Source organism: Micromonospora sp. NBC_00389 (genome assembly GCF_036059255.1).
Lineage (GTDB): Bacteria > Actinomycetota > Actinomycetes > Mycobacteriales > Micromonosporaceae > Micromonospora.
In genome coordinates, this window is sequence record NZ_CP107947.1 from 4,880,801 (window position 1) to 4,906,435 (window position 25,635).

24 protein-coding genes are annotated in these 25,635 nt (G+C 70.3%); 12 read left to right on the forward strand and 12 right to left on the reverse strand.

The window, feature by feature from the left end; genetic code table 11:
* Nucleotides 1-63: 63 nt before the first annotated feature.
* The 3 genes from OG470_RS23180 (at nucleotide 64) to OG470_RS23190 (ending at nucleotide 2,897) form a co-directional block, all read left to right on the forward strand.
* Nucleotides 64-1,479 (forward strand): sensor histidine kinase, encoded by a 1,416-nt coding sequence (locus OG470_RS23180; RefSeq protein WP_328415386.1) that lies wholly within the window; start codon nucleotides 64-66, stop codon nucleotides 1,477-1,479.
* Nucleotides 1,480-1,587: 108 nt separating this feature from the next.
* Entirely contained in the window at nucleotides 1,588-2,142 is a 555-nt protein-coding gene (locus tag OG470_RS23185) for a phosphatase PAP2 family protein (protein ID WP_328415389.1), read from the forward strand.
* A 77-nt stretch (nucleotides 2,143-2,219) separates the two neighbouring features.
* Nucleotides 2,220-2,897 (forward strand): DedA family protein, encoded by a 678-nt coding sequence (locus tag OG470_RS23190; RefSeq protein ID WP_328426558.1) that lies wholly within the window; start codon nucleotides 2,220-2,222, stop codon nucleotides 2,895-2,897.
* A 191-nt stretch (nucleotides 2,898-3,088) separates the two neighbouring features.
* On the opposite strand, the gene OG470_RS23195 is transcribed toward OG470_RS23190, so the two are convergent.
* Both OG470_RS23195 and OG470_RS23200 read right to left on the reverse strand, forming a co-directional pair.
* Entirely contained in the window at nucleotides 3,089-4,276 is a 1,188-nt protein-coding gene (locus OG470_RS23195; protein ID WP_328415391.1) for an FAD binding domain-containing protein, read from the reverse strand.
* Entirely contained in the window at nucleotides 4,269-4,748 is a 480-nt protein-coding gene (locus OG470_RS23200; RefSeq protein WP_328415393.1) for a cupin domain-containing protein, read from the reverse strand. Before OG470_RS23200 ends, OG470_RS23195 begins: the two co-directional genes overlap by 8 nt.
* A gap of 90 nt (nucleotides 4,749-4,838) precedes the next feature.
* Here OG470_RS23200 and OG470_RS23205 point away from each other — a divergent pair, with 90 nt between their 5' ends.
* Nucleotides 4,839-6,605 (forward strand): helix-turn-helix domain-containing protein, encoded by a 1,767-nt coding sequence (locus OG470_RS23205; protein WP_328415395.1) that lies wholly within the window; start codon nucleotides 4,839-4,841, stop codon nucleotides 6,603-6,605.
* Here the strand turns inward: OG470_RS23205 and OG470_RS23210 are convergent.
* The 4 genes from OG470_RS23210 to OG470_RS23225 form a co-directional block, all read right to left on the reverse strand.
* On the reverse strand, nucleotides 6,578-7,591 hold the full coding sequence (locus OG470_RS23210; protein ID WP_328415397.1) for an MFS transporter: 1,014 nt from the start codon (nucleotides 7,589-7,591) through the stop codon (nucleotides 6,578-6,580). The two genes, OG470_RS23205 and OG470_RS23210, sit on opposite strands and share 28 nt — an antisense overlap.
* Nucleotides 7,592-7,764: 173 nt before the next feature.
* Entirely contained in the window at nucleotides 7,765-9,228 is a 1,464-nt protein-coding gene (locus OG470_RS23215) for a CoA-acylating methylmalonate-semialdehyde dehydrogenase (protein ID WP_386990798.1), read from the reverse strand.
* 101 nt (nucleotides 9,229-9,329) lie between these two features.
* The gene (locus tag OG470_RS23220; protein ID WP_328415399.1) at nucleotides 9,330-10,673 is read right to left on the reverse strand and encodes a PucR family transcriptional regulator; all 1,344 of its coding nucleotides are present in this window, start codon (nucleotides 10,671-10,673) and stop codon (nucleotides 9,330-9,332) included.
* A gap of 203 nt (nucleotides 10,674-10,876) precedes the next feature.
* Nucleotides 10,877-11,854 (reverse strand): LacI family DNA-binding transcriptional regulator, encoded by a 978-nt coding sequence (locus OG470_RS23225; protein WP_328415401.1) that lies wholly within the window; start codon nucleotides 11,852-11,854, stop codon nucleotides 10,877-10,879.
* Nucleotides 11,855-12,379: 525 nt separating this feature from the next.
* Here OG470_RS23225 and OG470_RS23230 point away from each other — a divergent pair.
* The 6 genes from OG470_RS23230 to OG470_RS23255 all read left to right on the forward strand — a co-directional run bounded on the left by OG470_RS23230 (nucleotide 12,380) and on the right by OG470_RS23255 (nucleotide 18,407).
* Nucleotides 12,380-13,447 carry an ABC transporter substrate-binding protein gene (locus OG470_RS23230; protein ID WP_328415403.1) on the forward strand — a complete coding sequence of 356 codons (1,068 nt, stop codon included), beginning with the start codon at nucleotides 12,380-12,382 and terminating at the stop codon, nucleotides 13,445-13,447.
* A 78-nt stretch (nucleotides 13,448-13,525) separates the two neighbouring features.
* Complete coding sequence (locus tag OG470_RS23235; protein ID WP_328415405.1) at nucleotides 13,526-14,383, forward strand: ABC transporter permease; 858 nt, start codon at nucleotides 13,526-13,528, stop codon at nucleotides 14,381-14,383.
* Nucleotides 14,380-15,204 (forward strand): ABC transporter permease, encoded by an 825-nt coding sequence (locus tag OG470_RS23240; protein WP_328415407.1) that lies wholly within the window; start codon nucleotides 14,380-14,382, stop codon nucleotides 15,202-15,204. The genes OG470_RS23235 and OG470_RS23240 overlap by 4 nt, the downstream gene beginning before the upstream one ends.
* 49 nt (nucleotides 15,205-15,253) lie before the next feature.
* Nucleotides 15,254-16,018, forward strand: a complete 765-nt coding sequence (locus OG470_RS23245; RefSeq protein WP_328415409.1) for an ABC transporter ATP-binding protein — start codon at nucleotides 15,254-15,256, stop codon at nucleotides 16,016-16,018.
* A gap of 26 nt (nucleotides 16,019-16,044) precedes the next feature.
* Nucleotides 16,045-17,355, forward strand: coding sequence for a histidinol dehydrogenase (gene hisD / locus OG470_RS23250; RefSeq protein WP_328415411.1), 1,311 nt, complete (start codon nucleotides 16,045-16,047; stop codon nucleotides 17,353-17,355).
* A gap of 41 nt (nucleotides 17,356-17,396) precedes the next feature.
* The gene (locus OG470_RS23255; protein WP_328415413.1) at nucleotides 17,397-18,407 is read left to right on the forward strand and encodes an amidohydrolase family protein; all 1,011 of its coding nucleotides are present in this window, start codon (nucleotides 17,397-17,399) and stop codon (nucleotides 18,405-18,407) included.
* Nucleotides 18,408-18,430: 23 nt separating this feature from the next.
* On the opposite strand, the gene OG470_RS23260 is transcribed toward OG470_RS23255, so the two are convergent.
* The 3 genes from OG470_RS23260 to OG470_RS23270 all read right to left on the reverse strand — a co-directional run bounded on the left by OG470_RS23260 (nucleotide 18,431) and on the right by OG470_RS23270 (nucleotide 21,085).
* Nucleotides 18,431-18,841, reverse strand: coding sequence for a GlcG/HbpS family heme-binding protein (locus tag OG470_RS23260; protein ID WP_328426562.1), 411 nt, complete (start codon nucleotides 18,839-18,841; stop codon nucleotides 18,431-18,433).
* A 5-nt stretch (nucleotides 18,842-18,846) separates the two neighbouring features.
* A complete protein-coding gene (locus tag OG470_RS23265; protein ID WP_328415415.1) occupies nucleotides 18,847-19,737 on the reverse strand; it encodes an NAD(P)-dependent oxidoreductase in 891 nt (296 codons plus the stop codon).
* Nucleotides 19,738-19,828: 91 nt separating this feature from the next.
* Complete coding sequence (locus OG470_RS23270; protein WP_328415417.1) at nucleotides 19,829-21,085, reverse strand: PucR family transcriptional regulator; 1,257 nt, start codon at nucleotides 21,083-21,085, stop codon at nucleotides 19,829-19,831.
* Between the two features lie 111 nt (nucleotides 21,086-21,196).
* On the opposite strand from OG470_RS23270, the gene OG470_RS23275 reads away from it, so the two are divergent.
* Together OG470_RS23275 and OG470_RS23280 are read left to right on the forward strand one after the other, a co-directional pair.
* A complete protein-coding gene (locus OG470_RS23275) occupies nucleotides 21,197-21,892 on the forward strand; it encodes a cyclase family protein (protein ID WP_328415418.1) in 696 nt (231 codons plus the stop codon).
* Complete coding sequence (locus tag OG470_RS23280; RefSeq protein ID WP_328415420.1) at nucleotides 21,889-22,689, forward strand: SDR family NAD(P)-dependent oxidoreductase; 801 nt, start codon at nucleotides 21,889-21,891, stop codon at nucleotides 22,687-22,689. Before OG470_RS23275 ends, OG470_RS23280 begins: the two co-directional genes overlap by 4 nt.
* On the opposite strand, the gene OG470_RS23285 is transcribed toward OG470_RS23280, so the two are convergent.
* From OG470_RS23285 to OG470_RS23295, 3 genes are read right to left on the reverse strand one after another with little or no spacing between them, the layout of a single operon-like run.
* Nucleotides 22,686-23,336 carry a GntR family transcriptional regulator gene (locus tag OG470_RS23285; protein ID WP_328415421.1) on the reverse strand — a complete coding sequence of 217 codons (651 nt, stop codon included), beginning with the start codon at nucleotides 23,334-23,336 and terminating at the stop codon, nucleotides 22,686-22,688. The genes OG470_RS23280 and OG470_RS23285 overlap by 4 nt on opposite strands.
* Before the next feature lie 45 nt (nucleotides 23,337-23,381).
* Nucleotides 23,382-24,089: an enoyl-CoA hydratase/isomerase family protein gene (locus OG470_RS23290; RefSeq protein WP_328415422.1), complete on the reverse strand. Its 708-nt coding sequence runs from the start codon at nucleotides 24,087-24,089 to the stop codon at nucleotides 23,382-23,384.
* A complete protein-coding gene (locus tag OG470_RS23295) occupies nucleotides 24,089-25,624 on the reverse strand; it encodes an aldehyde dehydrogenase (RefSeq protein WP_328415424.1) in 1,536 nt (511 codons plus the stop codon). The genes OG470_RS23290 and OG470_RS23295 overlap by 1 nt, the downstream gene beginning before the upstream one ends.
* Nucleotides 25,625-25,635 lie beyond the last annotated feature (11 nt).

Genomic DNA, 25,635 nt, shown 5'->3' on the forward strand with positions numbered 1-25,635 from the left:
GGAATCGCACCACCCCGCCGTCTCTCAGCGCCTTCTCAGCCCTGAGGACCCTAGGCTGCGGATATGGCCGCCATGCGCACCTCGTTGCGGGCCCCGGCCCGGTGGGCACGCCGCCGCTTGGGCGTGCGGCTGCGCTCGGCGCTGGCCGCCACCATGGTGGCGGCGGTGGCCTTCGGAATCGGCGCAGCCGCCTTCATCTACCTGGCCCGGGCCAACCTGGTCCACACCGTGGATGCGGCTGCCCGGCAACGCGCCGCTGAGGTGGCCACCGCGGTAGCTGACGGCGACTCCGACACCATCGCTCGGACGCTGAAGCTCAGCCCGGGGGAGCAGAGCCTGGTGCAGGTACTGGCGCCGTCGGGTGAGGTGCAGGCGGCATCGCCGACGCTCGGCGGCGCGGAGCCGCTGTCCTCACTGCGCCCCGCCGCCGGTCAAACGCTACGGGAACAGCGGACGCTGCCCTTTGCTGTCGAAGACCCCTACCGAGTGGTCGCGATCGGTGTCGGCACCAACTCGGGCACCCGCACAGTGCTGGTGGCCCAGTCGTTGCGACCAGTACACGAGAGCACCGAGGTGATCGCCGCGATCCTGGTCACCGGTTTGCCGCCGATGCTGCTGCTGATCGGCGCGGCCGTGTTCCTGTTCGTCGGCCGGTCACTGCGCCCGGTGGAGGCGATCCGCCGCCGGGTCGCGGGCATCACCGCCCGCGACCTGCACGCCCGGGTGCCGGTGCCGCAAGCACACGACGAGGTGGCGGCACTCGCGCAGACGATGAACAGCATGCTCGACCGATTACAGATGGCGGCGACCAGCCAACGGCGGTTCGTCGCCGACGCCAGCCACGAACTACGCAGCCCTCTGGCAACCTTGCAGGCCGGCCTCGACCGCCTCACGATGACACCCCTACCCGGCGCGAACGACGACCTGGTCCGACTGATGCGACACGAGTCGCAGCGACTGGGCCGGCTGATCGCCGACCTGCTGCTACTCGCCCGCATCGACGAACACGGCCTCGCCCTGCGCCGCGAGGACGTCGACCTCGACGACCTGACCTACACCGAGCGGGACCACCTCTCCGCCCGCCGACCTGACCTGACCGTCCGAACCCAGCTCACCCCGGTCCGGGTGACCGGCGACCCTCACGACCTCGGGCGGGCGCTGCGCAACCTCGTCGACAACGCCGCCCATCATGCGCGCCACGAGGTGCTCCTACGGGTCCGGGTCGAGGACGGGTGGGGATGTTTGGAGGTCACCGACGACGGGCCGGGCGTTCCAGAGGCCCAGCGGGAACGCATCTTCGAACGGTTCGTCCGGCTCGACGAAAGCAGAGCCCGCGCCGACGGCGGGAGTGGTCTCGGCCTGCCGATCACCCGGGAGATCGTCGCGGCGCACGGCGGGACAGTGCGGGTGCTGCCCGGCCCGCCAATGACGATCCAGGTCCGACTGCCGCTGACCAGCGACGGCGAATCGAGCGACTGACCCGCGAGAGATTTTGCGCCTCGCTCTTCAGGGTCCTCTCAGTCGCGAGCGGAGAGGGTCAGCTCAGCCGGTCGAGGGAGCCGGGTCGGCCACGGGATCGGACGCCCGATGAACTACCACCTGTTTCACCTCATCAACGCAGCCGCCGGACACCACGATCCGCTCGACGACGTGCTGGAGTGGTGCGCCGTCTGGCTGATCTACCTTCTCGGCGCTCTGGCGGCGGTCGCGCTGCTGCTCGCCCTGAGATCGCGTAGTTGGTCGATATTGGTGCGCGTCGGGGCGTCGCTGGCCCTGGCGTTCGTCATCGGTCAGGTGGTCGCCCTCGCCAGCACCGAGGTCCGCCCGTTCCAGACGCACCCTGTGCACCAGCTGATTCCGCACGACCCAGGCGGATCCCTGCCTAGCGACCACGCCACGGCGGCATTCGCGGTGGCCTTCGCTGTCGGGGTGTTCCTGTCCTGGCGCTGGGGACTCCTGCTGTCGGTGCTGGCCACTGTCATCGGATTCGCTCGAGTCTGGTCGGGTGTGCATTACCCGACGGACATCCTCGCCGGCGCGGTCATCGGAGCGGGAGCCATCCTGATCATCGCGCTTGCCGTACGCGTCTTCGACCGGCGTGCCCATCAACACCGTTCCGGCGCGGCTGCCAGCCACCACTAGCCGCTCCGGCCCGTCTGCCCCGCCCGCTCCACCCGTCACGCCCTCTCGGAGGTCTCCTCGTGTCAACGTCCCTCGCCTTGGCGGCCGTGGGTCCCAGCTTTCTCAACCCGGAGTGGCTGATCTCCACCTTCGGGCTGATCGGCATCCTCGCCATCGTCTTCGCCGAGTCCGGGCTGCTGATCGGGTTTTTCCTGCCCGGTGACTCATTGCTGTTCACCGCCGGGCTGCTCGTCGCCGACGGCCACTACCTGCACCAACCGCTCTGGCTGCTCTGCCTGCTGGTGGCCGTCGCTGCGATCGCCGGAGATCAGGTCGGGTACCTGTTCGGTAAGCGCATCGGTCCGAGCCTGTTCCGCCGACCCAACTCTCGCCTGTTCAAACAGGAAAACGTGCACCGGGCCAACGACTTCTTTGCCCGCTACGGTGCCCGATCCGTGATCTTGGCCCGATTCGTGCCCATCGTGCGGACGTTCACCCCGATCATCGCCGGGGTCAGCCGGATGCGCTACGGGACGTTCCTCATCTACAACGTCCTCGGCGGGACCCTCTGGGGCGTCGGCGTCACCGTCCTGGGCTACTTCCTCGGCCAGGTCGCGTTCGTCAAGGCGAACATCGAGGCCATCCTGATCGGCATCGTCGTGGTCTCCGTACTGCCGATCGGCATCCAACTACTCCGATCCCGCCGCGCCGCCGCCCGCATATCCCCAGAGGCAGTGAACCCCGCGGCAGCGGCACAAGCGCCCCGAACCGAGTGATGCGCCGCACCGACGCGGATCAGCGCGGTGCGTATGGTGAGGAATTCGCTGGTGCGGTCGCCTTGGGCCCGCGAGGACAAGAAGGCTACGTCGCCCACCGTCTCTTCGTCCGCCCAGCCCCAGGCGGTCAGGTAGGCCGCAGTCGAGGGGTCTTCCCGTTGCCTGCGTCGCACAGCCCCACCTGAGGCGTCCTACTGATCGGGGCCGTAGAGGCCGAAATGCAGCGCTGGGTCAGCCGGATCCCAGGTGTTCGTGAACTGCGACCGTGCACCCATCTCGGCAACTCGACTGAGAAGGTTGTTGCCCAACGCCAGCCGGGCCGGCTCCCAGGCGGCCAGCGCGCGCGGAATGTCGGGCTCAGCAGAGAGCGCATCCGCGAGCGCCCAGGCGTCGGCGGCCGCCTTGGCGGTGCCGGCCGCTGCGTGGGGTCGCGCGGCGAACGCAGCGTCGCCGATTAAGGCCACGCGTCCGAAGGCCATCTTGCGCACCGCGATGTCGAGAACGATCTGGATGTACGGCTGCGCGCTCCGGGTCACCAGCTCGGCTGCCGCGGGCGGCAGCAGCTCCAAGGCGTCGGAACGCATCCGGTCGACGTACCGCTGCTGCACCTGGCCCGGGTGCACCGAGACGGGCGCGGTGAAGCCGCGCTGGTCGGTGACCATCTCGTCCAGTTCCGGACCCTCGGGCACGTTGCGGTACCAGACGTAGTTGAGCTGCCGGTCCCCTCGGGAGAGGCTGCCGTTGCTGTCGGGGATCGGGTACATGCAGAGGTGCGAGGCGTCGATGACGGCGTAGCTCGTCGCGTTGTGGATGAGGTCGGCCGTCTCGACCGACACCGCGCGCTCGGGCACGGTTCCACGCCAGCCGATGTAGCCCGAGTAGCGCGGCTGGAACTGCGGCTGAAGCCGCCGGCGCCCGATCGACGAGATTCCGTCGGCGAACACCACGAGCTCGGCCCTCTCGGTCCGGCCGCTGGTGAAGCGGATGTCCACGCCGTCGTCGTCCTGACTGACTCCGACGGCGTACTCGCCGATGTGGTAGCGGTCGGTGCCGAAGTCGTCCAGCAGCACGCGGTACATCGTTGTCCAGGAGCTGAATCGCCAGGCGGCGGGCTCCTCATGCACGATCTTGTTTCCTACGCCCAGGTAACGCGTCACCGACGAGCCGATGCTGATGTCGTCGACGCCGAAGCTGTGGGGTCGTTCGACGATCCAGCGGACGGTGTCGGGCTGGAGGACGATGCCGCCGCCTCGGCCGTCGAGGTACGTCGGGGTTCGCTCGAAGACGTCGACCTCGAAGCCCTGCTCCCGCAGCAGCAGGGCCGCGGTGAGTCCGGCGAACGAGCCGCCGACGACGACCGCGCGGCGCGCCTCAGTCATGGTCGTACCTCTCGCTGTTGTCGAGTGCGGGTCCGTACGGGTGGTGCTCGAGGTTGACGACGATGGCGTCCTGGGTGGTGCGCGCGACGATCATCCGCACCGGCTCGGCGCCGCTGGCGTTCTCCTCCCAGTGCACGACGTGGGGCTTGATGTAGACGAAGTCGCCTGGGTGCGCCTCCCGCATGTCGTCGAGGGTGTCGCCGACCCACCAGCGACCCACCCCACTGAGCACGTAGAGCGCGGTCTCGGACTGGCCGTGGTGGTGGACACCGGTCTTGCTGCCCGGGGGGAGCACCGAGAGCCCCATCCACAGGTCCTGGGACCCGAGGCGGCGGGCGGAGACGGCCTCGAAGCGCTTCAGGCCGGACGTCTGGGGTGTCTCGTCGGATAGGTCGTCGCCGCGGATGATGTGCACGTCGGCCTCGCGGGACCTCCCGGGCGGTTCGGCCTCGGACAGGTGGTGATCGTTCATGGCGCCTACTGTGGCCTCCGCTGGCCCCGTTCGGACATGTGTCGCCACACAGGTATGGCGCGGAGTCGGGTGTCGTGGCACAGTCGCGCCATGCAGACAAGCGGTGCCCTGCACCTGCGCCCCTGGCTCGAGGCGATCGCGACCATCGCCACCGTGATCAATCGACCGGTTTCGCTGCCAGAGGTGCTCGACCTCGTGTCCGAGACGGCGGCTCGCCTGCTTGGCTACGACTTCTGCGCCGTCTTGATCGTCGACGAGGAGGGCAATTCGCTGGCCATCACCGGCACTTACGGCCTCTCGTCGAGCTACATCCAGCAGGTCAACGCCGACCATCCGGTGATGCTGGACCCGGACGACGAGCTGCAGGCTCCCTCCAGCAAGGCGTTCCTCACCGGTAGGTCGGTGCAGGTGGTTGATACCCTGGCCGACGCGACCTTCCTCCCGTGGGGTGGGGTGGCGCGCCAGCAGGGCTACCGCTCGTTGATCTCGGTCCCCGTTGTGTCGTCGGGCGTGCCCGTCGGGACGCTCAACTGCTACAAGCGGGTTCCCCACGAGTACGGCGCCGACGAGCGGGATCTGCTCTCTCTGCTCGCCGACCAGGCTGGCGTCGCGATCGAGACGACCAGGCTGCGCGATCGCGAGGCCGCGACCATCGCCGAGCTGCTCGCGGCCAACACCGCTCTCGCCGAGCAGCACGAGTTGCTGCGTCGCGGGGAGGCGGTGCATGAGCAGTTCACCCAGGTCGCGCTCCGGGGCGGTGGCGTTGCGGGGGTCGCGGCGGCGCTGACCGAGGTGCTGGGTACATCGGTCGTGGTGACCGAGGAACCGTCTGGGGCCGAGCTGGCCGCGGTGAAGCGCGACGAGAACCCTCTCGTTACGCAAGACACGGAGGCGCACTCGACGCCGGTGATGCTCGGCCTGGACACGGTCGCTCGGATCTGGGTCCCCCGGTCCGTGCTGCCGCTGCCCGCCATCGACGTCCGCGCGCTCGAGCACGCCGCCACGGTCTGCGCCCTCGAGGTGCTGCGGGCCCGCACGGCACTCGAGGTCGAGTGGCGCCTGTCCGGCGAGGTGGTCACGGACCTGCTCACCGGGAACCCAGCCGGGTTGGTGACGGCCGCCGAGCGGGCGGGCCGGCTCGGTCTCGACCTGACGAACCCGCATGCCGTGATCGTGGTCCACGGCGGCACGCAGCGTGCCGGGTCCGCCCGCGTCCTGTCGGTCGCGAGGTCGCTGGTGGCCACCGCTCACCCCCGTGCGTTGGTCAGCGCGATCGCGGACGACGTCGTGTTGCTGTTGCCGGCGAAGGACCAGGCCGACGCCTTGGACCGCGCCGGTCAGCTCCAACGGCAGCTGCGCCGTATCGGCGTCGGGGCGGACACCGGGGTGGCAGTCTCGCCGCTCTGCACGACGCTTGCCGACTACCCCGCGGCCTACCGACGTGCCCGCGGTGCGGCGACGATCGCCCAGCTCCGTGGGCAGGCCGACACGGTCGCGAGCTTCGAGTCGCTGGGCGTGCACGGGCTGCTGCTGCAGCTCGAGGACGTCTCGGAGCTACGTCGCTTTGCCGCCGAGACGCTCGCCCCGATCCGCGCCCACGACGCTACGCGCGGGACTGCTCTCGAGCAGACGCTGCGCGCCTACGTCGCCCACGACCTCAACACCGCTGCCACTGCCGCAGCGCTGTTCGTGCACCCCAACACGGTCGGCCTGCGCATCCGCAAGGCCGAGCAGCTGCTGGGGGTGTCCACCGCGCACGTGCGGTCCCTCGCCGAACTCCAGATCGCGCTGAGTGCCGACGAGGTGGCCGACGCGCTCGGGACCCGTGGTCAGGACGGCGGCACGGTACGTGGCTGAGCACCGCGCGGGAGCACGAGCAACGGCACCAGCCACAGCATGGCGACGACGACCAGTGTCCAGGAGGCGTGCCCGTGGTCGGCTGCCCACCCCATGGCCGGGGTCGCCGTGACGACGAGACCGAACGCGGCCGTGTTCATCATCCCGACGGCAGCCGCCGGTCGCTGCGGGTAGCGCGCTTGGGCGGCGCCGACCACGCTCGCGAACGGCAGTCCGCTGAACAGCCCGAGCACCACCACGGCCAGGACCGCGACCACCGGCGCGGTCGGTCGGGACAGCGCCACGGTGGCGGCCGAGCACGCGATCAGTGCGAGGACACAGATCGTCCGGCTGTGGGTGGGCCACATCGCCGCGATGTGGCCGCCGAGGGGCCGGCTCACCACGGAGAGGCCGAGCACGCCCGATCCGATCACGGCGGCCGCCGTGGACTCGAACGACCAGATGTCGACGAGCAACGTGGTGGCCCATGACGAGAGTACGAGGCCCACGCCGAGCGTGACGGCGTGGACGGCGGCGAGGCGGAACAGCTCACCGTCGCGCAACAGCGTCGACGGTGGTGATCCGGCGGTGTGGACGCCATGCGTGGGCATCGCTCGGCGGGCTCCGTCCGGCGGTTGTCGCGCCGTCAGTACCAGCGCGAGGGCCGTCACAGCAGCTGTCGTGACCCAGGGAGCCCGCCAGCCCAGCACGAGCTCGGCGAACGGCACCACGAGCACGGCCGCTCCCGACGCGGCGAGCGCCACGCCACCGAAGATCCCCATGCCCCACGATCCGCGGCCGCTGCTGCGCGCCCAGCTCGGCTCCGGAGACGAAGCAGACGGCGAATCCCGTCCCGGAGGCGATCCTGGCCGCCACCGCCAGCCAGGGCAGGGGAGCCAGCAGGGCCAGCAGGTGCGCGGCGACGGCGAGGGACAGCCCGGCGGCCGCCGCCGTTCGCACGCCGAGCCGGTCGACCAGGATCCCGCCGGGGAATTGGAGGGCGGCATAGGGCGCGGCCAGCGCGGCGGTGAGCAGGCCGACCCAGAGAAGGCCGGCGCCGTAGGCGGCCGCCATGGTGCTCGCTGCGGCGCCCGCGGCCGTCATCGCCCAGCCGGCCGAACCGCCGAGCAGGCAGGCAAGAAGGAGCGTCGGAGCGGGGGGTGCCGCCGTGGTCGCCACTTCAGGTGTTCTGCGGGAAGCCGAGCTGCACTCCGCCGCTCGGCGCGCCCCACCGCGACGTGATGACCTTGGCGCGGGTGAAGAACCGCACCCCCTCGGCACCGTGGGCGTGCGTGTCGCCGAACAGTGAGTTCTTCCAGCCGCCGAAGGAGTGGTGCGCCACCGGCACCGGCACCGGCACGTTGATCCCGACCATGCCGACCTGCACCTCGTTTTGGAACCGCCGGGCGGCCGGGCCGCTGGAGGTGAACAAGGCGGTGCCGTTGCCATAGGGGTTGGCGTTGATCAGGCGAAGCGCCTCGTCGAAGGACTCCGTTCGTACGACTGCGAGAACCGGGCCGAACACCTCGTCGCGGTAGACCGACATCTCGGGTGTGACATGGTCGACCAGCGTCGGCCCCAGCCAGAAGCCTGACGCCTCGCCATCCACGTCCCAGTCGCGGCCGTCGACGACGAGCTTGCCGCCCTCCGCCTCCGCCGCCTCGACGTACGAGGCAACCCGATCGCGGTGCTCGCGCGTCACGAGCGGCCCCATGTCGACGTCGCGGCGCCCGGACCCGACCGACAGGGCACGTGTCCGGTCGGCGATTCGGGTCACCAGGTCGTCCGCTACCGGTCCCACCGCGACGACAACGCTGATCGCCATGCACCGCTCGCCGGCCGAGCCGTAGCCCGCGCTGACGGCGGCGTCCGCAGCGGCGTCGAGGTCGGCGTCGGGGAGCACGACCATGTGGTTCTTGGCGCCGCCGAGGGCCTGCACGCGTTTGCCCGACACGGCTGCGGTCTCGTAGACGTGCCGCGCGACGTGCGTCGACCCCACGAACGACACCGCCTCGATCGCGGGATGTCTGAGCAGCGCGTCGACCGCTTCGGCGTCACCCTGCACGACGTTGAACACACCGGCCGGCAGGCCTGCCTCCTCCCACAGCCGCGCCAGCCAGATTGAGGCCGACGGGGTCTTTTCGCTGGGCTTGAGCACGACGGTGTTGCCCGCCGCGATGGCCACCGGCACGAACCACAGGGGCACCATGGCCGGGAAGTTGAACGGGTTGATCACGGCGACCGGTCCCAACGGCTGGCGCACGGTCGACACGTCGACACCGGTGGCGGCGTTCTCACTCACGGCGCCGTGCAGCAGCTGGGCGATCCCGCAGGCGACTTCGACGACCTCCTGGCCGCGGCTGACCTCTGCGACGGCGTCCGCCATCACCTTGCCGTGCTCGTCGGTGATCAGCTCGGCCAGCTCCGTCTTGCGTGTGTTCAGCAGCTCGCGGAAACCGAACAGTGTCTGGGTGCGGCGGGCTAACGACGTGTCGCGCCACGCCGGGAACGCCGCGACGGCGGCGTCGACCACGCGGGCCACGTCGTGCGTGGACGCCAGTGCCACCGCGGCGGTCACCGCTCCGGTCGCTGGGTTGGTGACCGAGGCGGTACGGGTGCTCGCACCCGCGAATTCTTGCCCCATCCAGTGGTTCACACGCGCCACGTCGCCGTTCATCTGCTCGCTCCTCATGCGGGGACCCTCAGGATGGGAGGTCCGACCGAGCGGTGTACTCACGCCGGGCGTCATCCCGGCGTGCCGGGACTGACCGGCGGCGGCAGTATCGGGCTGTCGGCCCGACTGTTGTTCTCGGTCAGCAGCCGCGCGAGCCTCAGCGCGACCTGGAGCTCGGTCCGTCGCTCCGTCAGCGGGCGGCCCAGCAGCTCTGCGGCCTTCTGCAGCCGGTTGCGCACGGTGTGCTCATGCAGGTGGAGGTGCGCGGCGGTGGTCACATGACTGCCCCACCGTTGGGACGCCTCCACGGTCTCGCGCAGCCGCGCGGCCAGGTCGTCGTCGGCACCTAGCTGTCCGAGTTCGGCGTGGACGAACGCACGGGCCTTGACCGAGTCGGCCATCAACAGGATCTCGAGGCTAACGTCGGGGTGGCCCAGCACCCTGGGGCTGCCCGCCGCACCCCACGCCGCGCGCACCCGTTGCACGTCCCGCACCTGGAGCCAGCCGGCCCGCACGCCCTGTACGCCGACGTGCGGGTCGCTGACCGACGCTTCGACGCCGAGGCCGCGGAGGCAGTCGGTCAGGTTGGCGATCCTCGCGGCGCGCCATCCCGGTGGCCGGGGGTGTGCCAGCCACACCACCGTGTTGGTGAGGTCGACCGGATGGACGAGGGTGTCGCGGGTGTGGCACGCCTCGCGCAGCGCGTTGAGGATCTGGCGCGCAGCGCCTTCGGGCATCGCCGCCAGCAACACGGTGATGTGGCTGGCGTCGAGGGGATAGTCGAGCAGAACCAGGTCCGACGGTGGGAGTGGCGTGGAGTCCTCGCGTAGCAGGTGCTGGACGAGGCCGTTGCGTACGTGCTCGCGCGAGCGGCTCAGCGCCTCGTCGGCCCGGGCGAAGCTGTCCGCGACCTGCGATGCCACCTGGTGCTGGTAGCCGAGCAGCAGCGCAGTCATGCCGCGTAGTGCCTCGAGACTCTCTGCGCGCGGGACGTCGTTGCGGTCGGCCCGCTCGACCAGCCGGTCGCTCCACTCGTGCCACATGGTCAGGAAGCCCACACGGTAGGACCGCTGCAGCGCCGTCTGCGGCAACCTGAGCCGGGCCTGCAGGCGGGCCAGGGCGAACGGCTCGGCGAGCGTCACCTCAGTGAGGTGGATCCGCCCGGCGATGACCTGGCGGAGGTGGCGGAGGTTCTCGACCACGCTGGCCCGTAGCCGGGACACGAACTCGTCGTTGTCGCGCAACGTGTCGAACGCCGCCGCGAGGTCCGCCTCGACGACCCGGTCCGCCAGGGCCACCAGATCCACGCCGTCGGAGGCCTCGCGTGCCCACGTCGGCAGGCGCACGTCGGCGTCTGGACGCGGTCGTGGGGCTGGTGTGGGCGTAGTCACCTGGTGGAGCGAGGCGGAGGTCATGAGGCCACGGTGCCGCCGGCCGCGGATCCGTGCCGATGTGTCGCTCACCACACTGTCGCCTCAGAAATGGGTGGCCCCACATGGTGGCGCGTCGCGTGACGCGGCGAGGCTGTGGCGCGTGGGGCGGTGCCGAACCTACCGCCCCCTCTCGAGGAGGACATGCCATGTCACCAGCGACGGCCGGGCCCTGTGGGCACCGGGTGTCAGCGGGCCACCCGCTGGGTGGTCGACCGCTGCACGAGGCTGGTGGCGAACAGACGCTCGCGCCCGGCGCCGATGTCGCCGCCGTGCTCGATGCGCTCCACGAGCAGTCGGGCGGCCGTCCGTGCCATCTCCGACAGGGGCTGGCGGACCGTGGTCAGCTGGAACACCTCCCAGGCTGCCATCGGAACGTCGTCGAAGCCGAGCACCGAAACGTCGCCCGGCACGTCCAGGCCAAGCGACTTCGCGGCGTCGATGGCGCCGAACGCGATCACGTCGTTGCCGCAGATCAGCGCGGTCGGGGGAGTGGCCAGCCGGAGCAGCTCTCGGGCGTTCTGGTAGCCGCACTGGTGCGAGTACGGTCCTTCGCGGACGAGACGCTCGTCGAGTGCGACCCCGGCGTCGACGATGCCGGCGTGCCTGTCCCTGCTCGTCGAGGTGTTGGCGGGGCCACGGATGACGCCGATGGTGCGGTGGCCGAAGTCCAGCAGATGGCGAGCGGCGGCGCGTCCGCCCTGGTAGTTGTCCGCAATGACGCGGTCGACGTCCATCCCGTCGACGTACCGGTTGAGAAGCACGACCGGCAGGTCCCGCCCGGCGAGGGCCTGGCCGAGCCGCGAGTCGAGGGTGGCCGTCGTGACCAGGACGCCGTCGATCGACCGGTTGAGCAGGTTGACCAGGGCCTCCTGCCCGGTCGGGATGTCGGTGCGCTCGGCAAACAGCACGACCCGGTAGCCCATGATCTGCAGCTCGTCGTGCACCGGCGTGAGCAGCGTCGGGAAGAACGGGTTGGTCAGGTCGGAGACGACAACGCCGATGGTGCGTGTGCGCTGTGGCGTCGGGGGAGCCACCCAAGATGGGCGGTAACCCAGCCGCTCGGCGGTCTCCTCGATGAGGCGGCGGGTGTCCTCCCGCACCCGGGGGTCGCCCCGCAGGGCGCGCGAGACCGTCGACTGGGAAACGCCGGCGGCCTGCGCCACGGTCGAGCTGTTCGTCGCAGGGCGCGCGCGGCGCCGTCGTCCCGGACCATCGCCCGTCGTGCCCGGATTCACGCTCACAACCCGTCTCACTTCCTTCTCGTGTCCAGGCGTCGGCCCTCGATGCGGGCAGAAATGCATAATCTATGCACGACGAAGATAGACGATCATCTCGTTTGCTGTCAACTTCCTAGCACCCCGTCTGAGTCCGGAAATATCGGCTACGCAGGCGTGAACCCGGCGGCCGTCGAGCGCATGGTCGAGAACAGGAGCATGCATAAGTTTCCGAGAAATGCTTGACTTGCAAGATTAGTCACGGCAGTCTCAGGCGCCACATCCCCACCACTCCATCCCCACCACTTCACCCCCCACCGCTTCACCCCCCACCGCTTCACCCCCCACCGCTTCACCCCCCACCGCTTCACCCCCCACCGCTTCACCCCCACCCCCAACCACCACCGGGCCCGTCGTAGCGCGTCGCCCCTGATCGCACCCTCGGACCGGTCGAACGACTCTGAGAGGCACGATATGACCACTGCACGCATCTTCCGTCCCCACCGCTCGCGCCTGGTGGCCGCCGCCGGTGTCATTGCCCTGCTGGTCTCCGGCTGTGGATCGCGCCCAGGCGCCGCCAAGGGCGGCGAGGCAAAGGACGCCGGCGGCGTCGTCAACATGGTGATGGCTCCCGACCCGGTCTGGAAGTGGATGGAGAGCCAAGGCATCAAGCAGCAGATGGAGGAGGAGGCGGGGATCCAGGTCCTCACCTCGTCCTCTTGGGACGAGTACGGGGTGTACGCCGGCGGTCACGCGGACGTCGTCTCAGCCGCGTCGTACGAGGTACCCGACCTGGAAAAGCAGACCGGCGAGAAGACAACAATCTTCGGCAAGTTCAATTCCGACAGAAGCATCCTGGCCGTGTCGGCAAAGAGCAACGCCCAGACCATCTGCGACCTCAAGGGCAAGAAGATCGTGACGCACAGCGCCGTCTCGATCACGATCATGTGGGGCGTCTACGCCCGCAAGTTCTGCAACCTCGACCTGCGCGCCGGGGGCGGCGACTTCGAGCTCGTCGTGACCGACCCGCAGAACGCCGCCGGCCTCATCGAGCGTGGTGACGCCGACGCCGGTCTGCTGCTGCCCGACTTCTCGATTCCGCAGCTGTCCAGCGGCGCGATCAAGCCGCTCTACGACTCCAAGTCGGTCTCGCAGATCTACGCCGAGAAGTTCTCTTCCGACCCGCAGAACATCACCCACCCGCAGAACAATGTCTTCGTCGCTCGTAAGGCCTGGGTCGAGAAGAACCCCGAGGAGGCGGCCTTCCTGGTCAAGATCTGGGACCGCGGCGTGCAGGAGTGGGCCAAGAACCGCGACGCGATCGTCAAGGCCTACCCCGAGGACTTCGCCGCCGAGACGCCCGAGGAGAAGGCGTTCATCCAGGACTGGCTGGCCAACAAGTACGACTGGTTCGTCGACACGACCTACCTCGACCAGGCGTGGGTCGACAGCGAGACCAAGCTGTTCGAATTGATGAAGGAGACCGGCTTCGTCGACAAGAACACGCCGGCCCCCGACTTCACCATCATCCCGAAGTCCTGAACCTCGAGTCCCGACGCATCCAGCAGGCCCGGTGTGGCCGGGTGAGTGGGCCCGGTAGGGCCGAGTGAAGGAGAGATGATGACGGATCAGCTGGTGGGCGCGGCTCCGGCCGCGCCCCCCGCGGACCCCGACGACCGCGAGGCGAGCGCCCGCAGGATCGGCCGGCTGCGGCGCTGGCGGCGCACCGGCCTGCTCGTCCTGGGCTGGATCGCGATGTTCCTGCTATGGGAGTTCGGCTCCTGGTGGTACGGATCCCGGCTGCTGCCCCGCCCGCACGAGGTCTTCCAAGCGGCGGTCGAGATCGTCGAGAACGGCAACTTCGTCACCGACTTCTCGGCGAGCGTGCTGAAGACCTTCGCCGGTTTCGGGGTCGCCGCCGCCATCGGGGCGCCGGTCGGCTATCTGATGGGCCGGTACAACTACTGGCGGGCGTTCTTCCACGGTGGCGTGACCATCGCCGGCACGATCCCCGCGATCGTCTACGCGGTCATGTCGCTGATCGTGTTCGGCCTGTCGAACTTCGGGCCGATCCTCGCGGTCGCGCTCGTGTCCGCGCCCTACGTCGCGCTCAACGTCGCCGAGGGCATCCGGGGCGTCGACAAGTCCCTGGTCACCATGAGCGAGGCCTTCGGGCGGGCCCCGCACCAGATCCGCCGGGAGGTGCTTCTCCCGACGATCGTGCCGTTCGTGTTCGCCGCGATCCGGATGTGCTTCGCGGTGGCCTGGAAGGTCGAGGCGCTGACCGAGGTGTTCGGAGGCCGCAACGGTGTCGGCTTCCAGATCCGCACCGAGTACCAGCTCTACGACATCGCTGCCGTGCTCGCGTGGACGTCCCTGTTCATCGTGTTCATGCTCCTCATTGAGCGCCTGGTCCTGTTCAAGGCCGAGGCACGGCTCCTCGCATGGCGTCCGGAGGAAAGGAGTTCCGCCTTATGAGCACCACGTTCCAGGCCACCGTCAACCGGCGCCGCTCGACCAGCGAGATCGAGCAGAGCACGCCGCCCTGGCGCAAGCGGCTCACCTCCGACGGGGCCGCCCGGGTCGCCGCGCTGCTGTCCTTCTTCCTGTTCTGGGTCCTGATGTCGCTGCTCTTCGGCCGCGTCCCGGGCCCGGTCGAGGTGGTGCAGCGGCTCGGCGAGGAGTTCTCCCGCGGCGAGGTCTTCGGCAACTTCGGCTCGACGCTCTACCGCTTCGGCGTCGGGTTGCTGCTCGCGACCGTCGTGGGCATCGCGATCGGTGTGCTGATGGGCCTCTCCTCGCTGTCCCGGGCGTTCTTCGAGAGCCCGGTCCTGGTCGGCCTGTCGATCCCGGCGATCATCTGGTCGTTTCTCACGGTGATGTGGTTCGGCTTCGGCGACATGAGCCCGATCATCACGACGTTTCTGACCTCGGTGCCGTTCGTGGTCGTCAACGTCGCCCAAGGCGTGCGGGGCGTCTCCCGCGACCTGCGCGATATGTCGTCGACGTACAACGTGCCGGTCACCCGCCGCATCCGCGACCTCGTCCTCCCAGCCGTCACCGGGTACATCGCGGCCGGCGTGCGCTTCGCGATCATCATCGGCTGGAACGGCGTCCTGCTCGCCGAATGGTTCGGCGGCGGCGGGGGTGTCGGTTACCGGGCCCGCTTCTGGTACGACGCCAACCGGTTCGGCGGGTTCGCCGCCTGGGTCGTGCTGTTCGTCGGCTTCATCGTGCTGCTCGACCGGCTCGTGCTCGACCGCGCGATCAAGCGCGCCTTCCGCTGGCGGGATGGCTGATGATCCCGTCCGCCCCCATCCTGCACACCCCCAGCCCTAGGGAGCTCTCGTGGCAGTCCTGACCGTCAAGAACCTCGCCAAGACCTTCAACCTGGGCACTCCCCGGGCGAGCCGGGTCCTTGACGACATCTCCTTCGAGGTGAGCGGCCAGACATTCGTGTCGATCGTCGGGCCCTCGGGCTGCGGCAAGAGCACGCTGCTCAACATCATCTCGGGCGTGGAGGAGCACACCTCCGGCGAGATCAGCCTGACCAGTGACGATGGCGGCCCGGCCCGTATGGGCTACGTCTTCCAAGACCCGCGGCTGCTTCCCTGGCGCAGCGTCATGCGGAACATGATGTACGTCCAGGATGACCGGAGCGAGGCCACCGTGGCCAGGGCCAAGCGGTACCTCGAGATGGTGGGCCTGGCGAAGAACGCCAACTTCTATCCCGGTCAGCTGTCCGGCGGCATGCAGCAGCGCGTCGGCATCGCCCGTGCCTTCGCGGTCGAGCCCGACCTGCTGCTGATGGACGAACCGTTCAGCCACCTCGACGCGATCACCGCCCGAGGGCTTCGCGCGCAGCTACAGGACATCTGGGCCCAGTCGAAGAAGACCGTGGTCTTCGTGACCCACGACGTCGTCGAGGCCGTCGAGCTGTCCGACCGGATCATCGTGCTCCAGCCCGGCGGCCGGATCTACGAGGACATCACCATCGATCTGCCCCGCCCGCGCCGGCAGACCGACCCTACGGTGGCCACCCTCCAGGCCGAGGTGCTCGCGCGTCTCGAGGCCATGAAGGAAATGAGCCCCACTGCCGAGCCCGTGGCCTGACCGCACCCGCCCAGTACAGGAGCACCATGAGCACCCACCTGAAGTCCCCCACCGGCGGCGTGCCCGCCGCCCACGGCAACGACGACGTCTCCACCGTCGTCCGTGAGGTGATCAAGGACGTTCGCGCGAACGGCGACGAGGCCGTACGCCGTTACTCCGAGAAGTTCGACAACTGGTCGCCCGAGTCGTTCAGGCTCAGGCCGGATCAGATCGAGGAGCTCGTCGCGTCACTGACCTCCGAGGTCGTCGACGACATCCGAACTGTGCAGGCCAACGTCCGCGACTTCGCCCAACGCCAGCGCGACACCCTGCAGGACCTGGAGGTGGAGACCCAGCCGGGCGTGTTCCTGGGCCAGAAGCACCTGCCGATCGTCGCGGCCGGTGCCTACGTGCCCGGGGGCCGCTACCCGCTGACCGCCTCGGCGCACATGACCGTCGTGACGGCGAAGGTCGCCGGGGTCGAGCGGGTCACTGCCTGCACCCCGCCGCTGCGCGGAAAGATCCCAGCGGCGACCGTGGCCGCCCTACACATGGCCGGCGCGGACGAGATCTTCCTGCTCGGCGGTGTCCAAGCGGTCGCCGCGATGGCCATCGGCACCGAGTCGATCGGCAAGGTCGACCTGATCGCCGGCCCGGGCAACGCGTACGTCGCCGAGGCGAAGCGGCAACTGTTCGGTGAGGTCGGCATCGACCTGTTCGCCGGACCGACCGAGATCCTCGTCGTGGCCGACGATGCCGCCGATCCGTTCGTGGTGGCCGTCGACCTGCTCAGCCAGGCCGAGCACGGGCCGGACTCCCCGGCGGTGCTCATCACCACCTCAGAGGCACTCGCCCGAGCGGTCATGGTCCACGTCGACGAGATCCTTCCGGGCATGTCGACCAACGACATGGCCGGCCCCGCGTGGCGCGACCACGGGGAGGTGCACGTCGTCGAAAACCTCGACGCGGCGTACGCGCTCGCCGACACCTACGCCAGCGAGCACGTGCAAATCCTCACCCGCAACCCGCGCGAGGCGCTGGACAAGATGCGGCACTACGGCGCGCTCTTCCTCGGCGAGGGCACCTGCGTGTCATATGGCGACAAGGTGATCGGCACCAACCACGTGCTGCCCACCCGCGGTGCCGCCCGCTACACCGGCGGGCTGTGGGTCGGGAAGTACCTGCGCACGGTGACGTACCAGGAGGTCACCGATCCGGCCGCCAGCGCCCGGCTCGGCGAGCTGTGCGGCCGCGCCGCACGCGTGGAGCTCTTCGAGGGTCACGCCCGCTCCGGCGACGTCCGGGCCGCGAAGTACGCCGGCGCGCAGCTGCCCTGGGCGCCCACGCCCGTCGGCTGAGTCCGCTTTCGCCCCACGTCCCAACGAACAGAAGGTCATCCATGCCCAGCGGATCCCACCGAACCGTCGACATCCACGCCCACGTCATCCTCCCCGACTGCCAGCCGCTCGTGGAGGGGCTGATGGCGCCGGAGATGGAGCCGTTCAGCTACTACGGCGGCGACGAGACCAACGCCTACCAGCTCGAGCACGTCCGCGAGATCATGCCGCAGGCAACCGACCCGCAGACACGGATCGCCGACATGGACCGGATGGGCATCGACGTCCAGGCCATCTCGGTGGCCCCGGCCGGCTACTTCTACTGGGCCGACCCGGAGCTTGCCCGTGAGCTCGCCCGGATGCAGAACGAGAACCTCGCCAAGATCGTCGGCGACCACCCCGATCGGTTCGTCGGGTTGGCCACCGTACCGATGCAGGACGTGCGATCGGCGGTCGAGGAACTCGAGCGGTGCGTCACGGAGTACGACTTCCGGGGCGTCGAGATCAACACCAACGTCATGGGAATGGATCTCGACGACCGCCGGTTCCGGCCGTTCTTCGCCAAGGCGGAGGAGCTCGACGTCGTCGTGATGCTGCACCCCAACGGGTTCACGGGCGGCGAACGGTTCCGGAAGTACTACCTGACCAACGTCATCGGCAACCCGCTCGACACCACCCTCGCGCTGACCCGAATCATCCATGGCGGGGTCCTCGAGGAACACCCCAACCTCAAGCTGGTCGCCGTGCACGGCGGCGGCTACCTGCCGTTCTACTCCTCCCGAATGGACCACGCCTACGACTTGCGGCCCGAAGGCCGGCACCACATCTCACGACCGCCGAGCACCTACCTCAAGCAGATCTACGTCGACTGCCTGGTGTTCGACGCGCCGCACCTGGAGTTCCTGGTCGAGCAGATGGGCGCCGATCACGTCGTCATCGGCACCGACTATCCGTTCGACATGGGCCACTACGACCCGCTCGGCCAGATCGACGGGACCCGCGGGCTCAGCGACGACGACCGGGAGGCCATCCGCGGTCGGACGGCAGCGCGGTTGCTGAAGCTCACCGACTGATCCGCCGACCGGGGCGCGCGCCGTCAGACCAACCCGGCGGCCGCGATCCCGGCCAGCACGCACGCCTCGTCCACGTCCGAGACGTCGCCACTCGCGCCGACGGCTCCCAGCAGGGAGCCGTCGGCGTCGCGTACCAGAACACCTCCCGCCGCGGGCGCCAGCCGACCGCCGGTCACTGCGGCAAGCGAGGCGAAGAACGTCGGCTGCCGCTCCGCCCGCTGGGCGATCTCCCGCGACGACATGCCCATACCGAGCGCGCCGAAGGCCTTGGCGGTCGCGATCTCGACGCGCAGGATGCCCGCGCCGTCCTCGCGCTTCACCACGACCACATGGCCGCCCGGGTCGAGCACCGCCACCGCGAGCGGCGCCGCCCCGGCCGCGCGGGCGTGTCGCAGCGTCCCGGCGGCAACCGCCTCCGCCTGCGCCAAGGTCATCCCGCTCAACCCCGCACCTCCGCCTCGACGACCTCCAGCAGCGCGGCCGCGTCGGCATCGGCCCACCCGGCGTCCACCGCCTTCGTGTACAGCGGCAGTGTCGCGTCGAGCACCGGCGTGGCGACGCCGACCGACGCGGCCAGCTCCTGCACCAATGAAACGTCCTTGACGAACATCGACACCCGCGCGGTCGCCGGCCGGTAGGCACGCTCGACCATGAGCGACCCGCGCTTGTCGAAGATGACCGACCCGCCCGCCCCCTCGCGGACTGTCTCGTAGAGGACGGCCGGGTCGAGGCCCGCGGCCACGCCGAGCGCGAACGCCTCCGCCGTCGACGCGTTGTGGATCGACACCAGCAGGTTGGCGACCAGCTTCATCGTGATGCCGTGGCCGAAGGGCCCGACGAACCGTACTGACCGCGCGAACGCTGCCATCACCGGACGGGCTTTCTCGAACGCCGCCTCGTCGCCGCTGCCGAGCACCACCAGGTCGCGGTCGCGGGCCTGCGCGCCGGTACCGCTGAGCGGGCAGTCGAGCAGCGTTACGCCGACCGCGGCGAGCAACTCGCGGCACTCCTGCTTCACGGCCAGCGACAGCGTCGACGTCTCGACGACGACGAGGTCGGCCGGCTCTGCGGCGGCGAGGCCCCGGCACACCTCCAGCGCCGCTGCGGCGGACGGAAGCGAGGTGACCACGACCGCCGACTCGCGCGCGAGGGCGGCGAGGTCGCGGGCCGGGCGGCCGCCGCGGGCGACCAGTTCGTCGACCGCGGGCCGGGCCAGGTCGGTGCCGGTCACGTCGAAGCCGGCGGTCAGCAGGTGGCCGGACATCGCCGACCCCATGATCCCGAGGCCGACCACGCCGACCGTCGTCACGTCCGTCTGGGCTGTCGTCATCCGGCCACCCTAGGGCGAGCCGGTGTGAACAGGGGTGTCAGCAAACGTCAGTGCCGGGCCGCCGGACTGCTGGGCGACAGGTGTCCCAGGCTCAGGGGCGGCGCAGCACAAGGTCGCAGGCGATGCGGACCTCGGGGCGGTCGAGCCGGAGCCCCGAAATCGCGGCTATCCGGTCGAGCCGGTGCCGGACGGTGGTGACGTGCACGCCGAGCTCGCGGGCCGTCGCCGAGGCGCTGCCGCACGCTGCGAGGAACGCGCGCAGAGTGCGCTCCAGCTCGCCGCCTTCTGGCCCGGTGCCGCGGTCGGCCGCGCGCAGCCGATCGATCCCCGACAGCCGGACACCCGCCGGCAGCGCGGCAACCACGTCCGCGACGAGCACCTCGGCATCGACGTCCGCGTACGCGACGAACGACCCGTCGTCGCCTGCCACGACTGTCGCGGCGGTCGCCTCGGCGCGCAGCCGCGGCAGGACGGCGAGGCCGGCGCCGACCGAGCTCGCCGCGACCCGCATGGTGCGCAGCGGGCCGTCGCCAGCGAGCCTCAACACCTCCTGGCCGAGCCGCGCGGCCATCTTCTCGGACTCTTCGGCCCGCAGGGCCACCAGGGCGAGCCCGCCGTCGCCGCGGGGGGTCACCACCCAGCGGCGGTGGAACGAGTCAAGACAGAGACGCAGGTGCTCCAGCAGGCGCGTTCTCCCGGCCTCCCCGTCCTCCGTCCGTGCCCGCGCCTGTGCCGGACCGGCGACGGACAGGACCACGAAGCGGCCGTCCCGGTCGAAGCCGAGCCGGTCGGCGGCGGCAGGTGCCCCGGGCAGTCCGTCGAGCAGCGCGGAGGCGAGCCGCGACCGGTGCGCCTCCTCGGCGTCGAGCCGCTCAAGGTGCCGCAGCAGGGCGGGCGTCTCCTCGTCGACGGCGTGGCGGAAGACGCGGGCCGCCCCATCGCCGAGCGGCCGCTCGCCCTCCGCGACCCAGGCGAACCCCAGCAGGCGGTCTCCGGCCCGGAACGCCGTGATCAGCCGGCGGTGCGCCTTCCACGGGCCGTCGGACAGGTCGACGACGTCCGCGGTGCCGCGGAGCCGGTCGAGGCTTCCGGTCCGGGTCAGATGCTCGAGCCACACACCCGGGATCCTGCGGCCGAGGATCGCCTCGGCGCGGCCACGGTCCATCGGGCCGACGAAAGCGGAGTAGCCGAGCACTCGGAACGACGGGTCCTCCAGGATGACCGGGCCGCCCACCACCTCGGCGATCCGGTCCGCGATGTCGAACGGCGACGCGGTGGCCCCGGGCCGGGGCGGTGTCCTGGCTGCCGAACCGGGACGCCGGACCGCTTCACCGATCGGTGCGTTCATGACCGTAAACCTACTCCGATTGAAGCGTCCGTGCCGCGCGCGGCCGCCCTAGAGTTCCGACACCCAGCCACCCCGGTCAGCGGGGCCGGCCCGACGGAAGGGAGTGTCGACGTGCAGCTCGTCGACCTGTCACAGGACATCTACCAGGGCATGCAGGTCTATCCCGGCCACCTCAAGACCGTGGTGTTCGACCACGCGTTGCACGAAGAGACGGCGCTGCGCTTCGTGGGCGGCTTCTCGTTCCAGACCAAGGGCATCATCTTCAACGACAACGGCCCGACCCACGTCGACTCGTTCTCCCACCTCGACCCCGACCCGTCGGCCCAGACCATCGACCAGATGTCGCTCGACCTGTTCTACGGGCCGGCGGTCTGCCTCGACGTCTCGCACGTCGGCGCCGGCCAGGACATCACCGCCGAGCATCTCGACGCGGCGCAGGACGCCGTCGACGTGACCGTCGAGCGCGGCGACATCCTGCTGCTGCACACCGGGACGCACGGCCGGTACGCCGGGCAGCCGCAGTACCTCACCGAATTCCCCGGCCTCGGGGAGACCGGCAGCGAATGGATCGTCGAGCACGGGGTGAAGACGTTCGGCGTGGACAGCCCGACACCCGACAACCCGACCAGCAAGTCCTACCCGTGCCACATGATGTGCCGCCGCCACCACATCACCCACTACGAGAACCTCACCAACCTCGACCAGCTGATCGGCAAGCGGTTCACGTTCATCGGCTTCCCGCTCAAGGTGCTCGGCGCCCACGGCGGCCCGACCCGCGCGGTCGCCCTGCTCGATGGTCCAGCGTGACCACCGTCGACGGGCCCGCCTTCCCGGGCGACCGGGTGGCGGGCCGTACCGCCGTCGTGACCGGTGCCGGCAGCGGGCTTGGCCGTGCGATCACGCTCGCTCTCGCGGCCCGCGGCGCCCGCGTGGTCGCGGTCGGGCGTAACCGGGAGCGGCTCGATGCCGTGGCGGCCGAGGCCAAGGCGATGTCCGGGAGCATCCGGGTCACGGCGGCCGACGTGTCCGACCCGGCGAGCGTTGCCGCGCTCGCCGAGGAGGTGGCCGACGAGACGGTGGGGATCCTGGTCAACAACGCCGGCGTCCCTGGCCCCGTCGCGCCGCTGGTCGACATCAAGCCCGACGAGTGGGACGACGTCTTCGCGATCAACGTCCGCGGCATCTACCTGATGTGCCGGGCGTTCCTCCCGGCGATGGTCGAGCGGGGCGTCGGCGACGTGATCAACCTCGCGTCGGTGAGCGGCAAGCGCCCGCTGACCCGCCGCACGCCGTACACCGCCTCCAAAATGGCGGTGATCGGGCTGACCGCGACGCTCGCGTACGAAGTGGGCCCGGCGGGCGTCTCGGTGAACTGCCTGTCGCCGGGTCCGGTCCAGGGGCCGCGGATGACCCGCAACTTCAACCTGGAGGCCGAGCGCACCGGGACGACGTACGAGGAGGCCGAGGAGGCGTTCGTGTCGCGGGCAGCGCTGCACCGGATGCTCACCGAGGACGAGGTGGCCGCGGCCGTCGTCGCGATGCTGCACATGCCCGGCCTCTGCGCGGCCGACATCGACCTGTCCGCGGGGATGGTGGCGCGCTAAGCCCCGTCCCGCTCCTGGGTGAGCAGGTAGTCGAGCACGACGGCGTGTGACGACGCGAGGTGGGCGCGGGTGAGCTCGGCGGCAGCCCGCGCTTCCTGCGCCTTCACCGCGTCGAGGATCTGCCGGTGCTCCTCCTGCAGGTGCCCGGCCTGGCCGACCACGTCGAGGTGGAAATAGATGTAGCGGTCGGCGAGCCGCCGCAGCTGCTCGACCATCGCGATCATGCGCGGCCGTCCGGCCAGCGTGTAGACCTCCGCGTGGAAAGCCGCGTTGGTCTCCACCCAGGTGCCCGGCCCGATGGCCGGGTCATCCATCACCGCGAGCAGATGGGTCATCCGCGTGATGCCGGCCCGGCCCACCCGCGGGACGGCGAGCCGGGTGGCGACGGGTTCGACCGCCTCACGCAGCTCGTAGAGTTCCTGCAGGTCGTCGATAGACAGCGGGGTCACCACCGCGGTCGCGCCGCGTAGCTCGACGAGCCCTTCGCTGGCGAGCTGCTGGAGGGCGTCGCGGACCGGGATACGGCTGACGCCGTACTCCTCGGCCAGGCCTGCCTGCGACAGCGCGGTCCCCGGCAGGAGCTGCCCGCTGGACACACGCTCGCGCAGGCTACCCGCCACTCGCGCGGCGGCCGACTCGGTGGACACCCGAGCAGTCTGCCGTACGCCGGTTGAACCCGTCATGCCGCCACGTCAGCCCTCGCCACGGCGTAGCGACCCGACCACGAGCCGGTCGATGCTCACGTCGAGAGCGCGCTCGTCGCCAACATCGCCGAACACCCGGAGCATGTCCTTGATGTCGCCGTGCACCCGCGGGCTGCGGGCGCGCAGCTGCGCAACCATGTCGTCGACCCGCTTGGTCAGGGCGTCACGCGTGTCGACCACCTCGTTGAGCAGGCCGAGCGCCGCCGCCTGTTCGGCGGCCAGTGGCTCTCCCGTCGCGGTGAGCCAGAACGCCTTCCGGCGGCCGACCACGCGAGGCAGCCAGGCGAGGACCAGGGCCGGCGCGAGGCCGATGCCGACTTCGGGGAACCGGAAGGCCGCGTCCCGCACCGCGACCGACACGTCGAAGGCCGCCACCAGGCCGACACCGAACCCGGCCGCGTCGCCCTGCACCTCGGCGACGGTCACCAGCCTCGTCCGCTGCGCCGAGCGGGTGAGCCCGGCGAGCGCCTCGGCCTCCGCCCGCACCTCGGCCGGAGTCGAGCCGCCACGGTCGCGGCCAAGGCAGAACACGTCACCGGTTGCCCGCAGGCGCAGCACGTGAGCGCCCTCCGGCGGGTCGTCGAGCACGGCCGCCAGCTGTCCGCATAGCTCGATGCTGAACAGGTTCTCCGGGGGCCGGGACAGCTCGGCCAGGATCACGCCGTTCTCGACCGGGTGGATGGTCAGGTCGCTCATCAGTTCAGCCTTCCGGTCGCTTTGCCGCCGTACCAGTCAACGTCGTCGGGCGCCGTCCGGACGGTCACCGCACGCACCTGCGTGAAGTCGTGGAACGACTCCCAGCCGCCCTCGCGGCCGATTCCGCTCTCCTTGAGACCACCCCACGGGGAGGACGGGTCCAGGCGGTGGTGGTCGTTGATCCAGACCATCCCGGCCTCGAGCCGGGATGCCACGCGGTGGGCGCGGGCGATGTCACGGGTCCATATCGCGGAGCCGAGGGCGTACGGCGAGTCGTTGGCGATCGCGACGGCCTCCTCCTCCTCGTCGAAGGGGATCACCACGACGACGGGCCCGAAGATCTCCTCGCGGGCCACGGTCATGTCGTTGGTGACATTGGCCAGCACGGTCGGCTGCACGAAGAAGCCGTCCTCCAGCCCGGGCACGGTCGCGGCGGCGCCACCCGTGACGACGCGGGCGCCGGACCGCACGCCCTCGGCGATGCGGCCGAGGATCCGGTCCCTGGCTCGGGCGGAGATCACCGGGCCGAGCTGTGTGGACTCGTCGCTGGGGTTGCCGATGCGAATTCCCTCGGCGACCGCGGTCAGCGCGTCGAGGAACCCGTCGTGAATGCTGCGGTGCACCAGCAGCCGGCTACCCGCGATGCAGGTCTGGCCGGCCCCGATGAAGCCGCCGAACGCGGCGCCGCGCGCGGCCACGTCGACGGGGGTGTCACCGAAGATGATGACCGGCGACTTGCCGCCGAGCTCGAGTGTGGTCTTGGCGAAGCGCCTCGCCGCCGCGAGCGCGATCGACCGGCCAGGCTCGGTGCCGCCGGTGAACACCACCTTCTTCACCAACGGGTGCTCGGTGAGAGCGGCGCCCACGACCGGGCCGAGGCCGTTGACGACGTTGAGTACGCCGTCGGGAATGCCGGCCTCGTGGGCGATGTCGGCCAGCAACATCGCGGTCAGGGGGGTCTGCTCGGACGGCTTCAGCACCACCGAGTTGCCGGTCGCCAGCGCGGGCGCGAGAGCCTTCGACGCGATCATCATCGGGTGGTTGAACGACGCCAGGATCGTGACCACGCCGAGGGGCAGCCGGCTGGTGTACGAGTGGTAGGGCCCGGGCATCGGGACCACCGCGTCGCGGTCCGCGAGCAGCAGCGAGGCGTTGTAGCGGTACCACTCCGGCAGCCGGGTGATCTGCGCCTTCGTCTCGGTCAGTGGCCGGCCGTTGTTGGCGGTCTCCAGCTGGTAGAGGTCGCTCATCCGCGCCGCGATCCCGTCAGCGAACCGGTGCAGGATCCGCGACCGCTGGTGGATTGGCATCCGGCTCCACACGCCGGAGTCGAAGGCCGCTTGCGCGACCCGGACGGCCTCCTCGACGTCGGCCTGGTCGGCACTGTCGGCGACCGCGAGCACGCCGCCCGTCGCGGGATTGACGACATCGAGCCGAGGGCCCCGCCCCTCGACAACCCGGCCGCCGATGCGTAGCCCGGTCGCCAATGGTCCAGAGGGGAGCGCCACCGTCGGCCGGATGTGGGCCGTGGTCACGGCGCCATTCG